2 protein-coding genes and 1 pseudogene are annotated in these 4,851 nt (G+C 46.2%); 1 reads left to right on the plus strand and 2 read right to left on the minus strand.

Annotation, left to right across the window (positions count from 1 at the left end):
• A partial coding sequence (locus ACWB0I_RS04270) for an alpha-amylase domain-containing protein (RefSeq protein WP_479386800.1) occupies positions 1-1,955 on the minus strand: 1,955 nt, incomplete at its 3' end.
• A gap of 133 nt (positions 1,956-2,088) precedes the next feature.
• Between ACWB0I_RS04270 and ACWB0I_RS04275 the strand changes: the two genes are divergently transcribed.
• Positions 2,089-3,867: a FlgD immunoglobulin-like domain containing protein gene (locus ACWB0I_RS04275; protein ID WP_479386801.1), complete on the plus strand. Its 1,779-nt coding sequence runs from the start codon at positions 2,089-2,091 to the stop codon at positions 3,865-3,867.
• 123 nt (positions 3,868-3,990) lie between these two features.
• On the opposite strand, the pseudogene ACWB0I_RS04280 reads toward ACWB0I_RS04275, so the two are convergent.
• A pseudogene (locus tag ACWB0I_RS04280) lies at positions 3,991-4,851 on the minus strand (ATP-binding protein); the annotation flags it as partial.

A 4,851-nucleotide genomic window follows, 5' to 3' on the forward strand; every position in this document is an offset into this window, starting at 1 on the left:
TTGCGAATCTTAAGCGTAAGCCATTCCTGATAGGTGGGCGTGAAATAAAACGTGCCCGCGCCGGTATGCGTAAAAGAGGCCATTTGTTGATTTTGATCATTGTAAATGCGCAGGGTGTAAGACTGCGCGGCGTCTTCCGGATAGACTTCGATGGTTATTTGTTCGCCCGCTTCGGGCCAGATTTTACCAATGGTTCGCAGAGCCGTGCTGTTAGAGGGCAAACGCCCGCCCTGCCCTAACGACCACTCATGGCTGTCGCCCAGGTCGTCGGCCATTTCCCATTCCTGAGTGGTTGTGCGCACCTGATGGGTAACCGGGCCGGAAATGCCGTCCGGGCCGTACACACAATAGCCACGACGCACATTAGAACCATCACAGGGCGGTACCCAGATGGTTACCTGCTGATTGTTGTCCACCGTAATGGTTCCGCTGTTAGCCCCGCTGTAATCCTTTAAAACGGTTCCCGGCGCAAAATCGGTAGTGATGGTAGCCGATTGCCAGGTGTCCCAGTTATCGTTGGCGCCGATGATGGCATGCGCGCTGCGTTCGATGATCAGTAAATCCTGCGCCTGCCAGCGTACTTTGTAGGCGCCATCTTTAAAATGCAATTTTTGATGGCACCAGATCAGGTTCACCAAATAATCGCGGGCCGGCAACTCCGTCGGGTCGTTCGGATGGTGATCCCAGCGATTGCCGTTGGCCCCAATATCAAACAAATCCTCAAAATAGACCGAAGGCGAGCCATCCACGGCAAAGGCAATAGCATAGGCTACCTGAACGCGAGGCTCATAGGGATCAATGTGTCCCCCGGCCAACTCATTGTAAGTGTCCCAGCCACTGTAATTGCCGTTGCTGTCCAAAATGGGTCGGAAAGTATCGTGACTATTGACAAAAGGCACGGTTCGCGTACGCCGGTCCTGCTGGGCAGAAGGAATGCTGCCCATGTCATAGGAACCAAAGGCATAGACCATATCATGCAAAGCCTGACGCAAACTGAAATCCATGGTACCAACCACATCGGAAAAGCCATCGCTGTTGTTCACATTATCGACCCAGGTATCCATTTCGCTTTTACTTCCCACATATTCACCGGCGGCCCACATGGAATCGCCTCCGGAGGCCCAATCCGCTCCGTGTTCTAAATTCCACAAAAAATCCTTGGTGGCCCAGTACGGAAAATGTTTGGCCGCGTCAATGCGGAAGCCGTCCACGCCCGTTTGTTTTTTCATCCAGATATTCCAGGTGCGCATGCCATTGCGCACGTAATCTGGCGATTGTTCGGGATTGTAGGTGCAATTACTGCTCTGCCCGTAAGCGCCCTGATAATAACAGATATCCGGTCCCCAGAACTGTCCGGTCCAATCGTCGTCATTCTGGTTATGATCCGGATTGGGATGGAAGTTTTGCCAGTTTTTGGGAAAACGCCCCTGGCGATTAAAATAATCGCTTTCACTTTCATCCGTGACCGGAGTGGCGTAACACACGTAGCGAAAATTTTTCCATTGGTCGCCCCAGGCTGCGGGATCGAGGCCGCCAGCCCCGGTATTGGAGCCGGCATTGGACAGGTGATTCCAGACCACATCCTGAATGACGCGCAGGCCATTGGCGTGCATCACGGCCACGGAGCGTAAGAATTCATCTTTGTTGCCATAGCGCGTGCTGGTGCTGCCCTTTTGATATTTGTCGCCCAGATCGTAATGGTCGAATGGCGCATAGCCATTGGAAGAGGTGGAGTTATTTTTGACGGTGGGGGGAATCCAGACATAGTCGATACCGATTTCTCTCAAGCGCGGCGCCAGATCGGCCAGATAGGTTGCCCAGTTGTTAGGGTAGTTGTTGTTCCAGTAATCCCACCAGTACCCCTGCAGGACGATTCTGCCGTTCCAGGGATTGGCAAAGAGATTGGCGAAATTAAAAAGAAGAATGAGCGCCAGGCCCAGCAACACTTTACGCATAGCAGCCTCCCAATAATTTTTCTTAGAAAATAAAAAAAAATTCAATAAGAATTGTGCTCTAATATACAATTTTTTATATTTTAGTAACTAATTTTTTTATTACTAAATTTCATTGGAGGAGGAGGTCGTAATAATGCGTAACGTTATTTTGTTAATAATACTTTTTACCACAACTCAACTATTTGCATTTGCAACCGGACATTATCCATTTACTTCAATTGGCTTTAATGATGGGACTTACAGCAGTAATTATTCTGTTCCTCCGTATGGCAGGCAGGCCACTGGATCAACAACCTTTGCAGATTATGATATAATTTCTACTGATGCCACCGATTTATTCGTAGTATTTGATTACGATACCTACGGTAAAACTGTTTATCTTGTTTATACGACAGACGGTACTGCTCCAACTAAAACAAATGGCACTGTAGTCAATTGTTCTTTTGATAAAATTAACAATTCTAATAATTGGTGGTGGTATGGCAATATTCCCTCATTCTCCGCAAAAACAATTATTAAATACGTTTTCTATATTTCGGATGGTGCTTTAAATATTGCTTACGGAAGAATTGCCGCCGATGGCTATAAAACTTCGTGGACAGAAGGTGATTCATATTTTGGCTATGCTGTTAGCTCTGATGCTAACACTACTTATCATACGGTCTATTTCTTAGGCGACCAGCTACATGATTGGCGCAGCAATGAACAAGTAGCCATAGATGGTAATAGCAATTTCTATATTTCATGGGATGATATAACGTTATTCGTAGGTATATTCACAACAGATTTAGATTTTACTAAAATTGATCCTGATAGATTTAATATTGGTATCGATAACGATCCAGGAGGTAGTAACGGAGATGCAACAACGGGTTTTGCTGGTTATAATTTCGACACTTTCAACGATGGCTTTCACAAATTGGATTATATCGTACAAGTTTCAACAGCATTTAATACAAATGTTAAAGTATTTAACGGAGTGGATGGAAGTTTCGATTTAGGAACTGACAAAAGCTACGTTACAATAATTAGTCAAAGATATATTGAAATAGGAATACCTTGGGCCGATATTGGTGGCAGACCAAGCTCAAACTGGGGAACAATACTCTGGACATCGAATCATTATGATTCATGGGTTATGTCAAGTTTTCCAACTTCCAATCCAACTGGCAGTGCATCACCTCCTTTAGATGTCGTTGAATATCATCTATTTAACAGTGCGGGAAGTGGTGTTTCGCCCAGTACTGATGGGGTAGATAACTCCCTACCTGTTACCCTGAATAGCTTTACTGCAGCCGCTTCGGGCCAATCCGTTCTTCTTCAGTGGACCACGCAGTCCGAAATCGATGTGCTGGGCTTTGAAATTCAGCGCGCCCTGGAAGAAAGCGGCCCCATTGAAACCATTGCCACCTACAAAGACCATCCCCAATTGAAAGCCAGCGGCAGCAGCTCCGCCGAAACGGCTTACCGCTTTATCGACCAAAATGTTCAGGCCGGCTTTACCTACTGGTACAAACTCATCTCCCACGATCTGGACGGCTCCAGGCAGACCTTCGGACCCACATCGGCAGTGGTGCAAAAGGACGGGCAAAACTTAGACCCCATCGCCGGCAGCACGCCAGCGGAATTTAAACTGCAGCAGAACTTCCCCAACCCCTTTAACGGTTCCACGCAAATTGCCTTCAGCATTCCCGCCCTGGAAGAAGGCAGCGCCAGGGTGCAAATCAATGTTTATGATATTAACGGCAAACTGATTGCCCGGCTGATCAATCAAACGCTGTCGGCCGGGACTTATCAGGTTAAATGGGAAGGCAGGGACTTACGAGGAAATAAGGCGCCCTCCGGCGTTTACATCTACCAGCTGCGGGCCGGCCACTTTGTCTTCAGCAAAAAAATGCTGCTGGTTCAATAAAATACCTGACAGTGAATTCGCTCACAGCTTTAAAAGCGGGCAGGATGATTCCTGCCCGCTTTTTATTATGAACAAAAAGGTGATTTGCAAAAGATTGAAAACAGCTTGTCTTCGCCTGGGAGCTCAATCATCGTTCAAAATTTCAAAATCTATATTCAACTGCCGAAAGGTTTCCTCTATCTTGTCTTCAATTTCACGGTGAGAAATGCTGCCCTCCCCCGCCTTAAGTGATATTTCAAGGCGGTTAAATTTGCTCTGCAACAAATTCACTATTCCCATGATGCTTGCCACTTTTCCTTTGGGAATATTAAATCGCAAATGTAGCTGTTTGGCGGTATGATCAACGGATTCTGTGCTCGTCAAAACGCCAGCCTGGCCATTATTTACAGCCGATGTTGTTTGCTCTTCACCGCCATATGCGGATTGCAGCGGTTGACTCGATTCCACCTCTTTTTTCTGTCGGGCGCAAAGCTCTTCTTTAATAATGATTTCGTTTTTTGCGAAGGAAATGGTGGCGTTTTCTTTAAAATAAACGCACTTCGCTTTATTTTCTTCCATTTCGCCCAAACCAAACACGCCTATCCGGACACCTTCACGAATACAATCTTCAAGAATCATACGATTTGACGGACGCGCCTCCCCCGGCGTTTTAAGAGTAGACTGATATAACTGATCAGTAAAGACATAGTCTTTGTTTTTTAGATATTTTTCTTTCAAGACAATGGGCGCCATTTTTTCAAGAACTTCGCCATCACGACGTAGCTGTTCGAACAGTTCTTCATCAAGAGCGGTATTCATACCATACGTTGGAATGCCCAGGTCATTTTCTTTGTAGCCATCTTTATCAGGAATGGCAACCTTTCGATAAAAGCGCCGATTGGACTCTTGTAAAATTGGCTCCAGTTTTTTAAGTTCGCCTTTAATCTCTTTTTTCTGCTCTTCCGATAATTTGAGATGCCTATCTGAGGCAATATGTTCAAAAGC

This window comes from Caldithrix sp. (assembly GCF_056497305.1).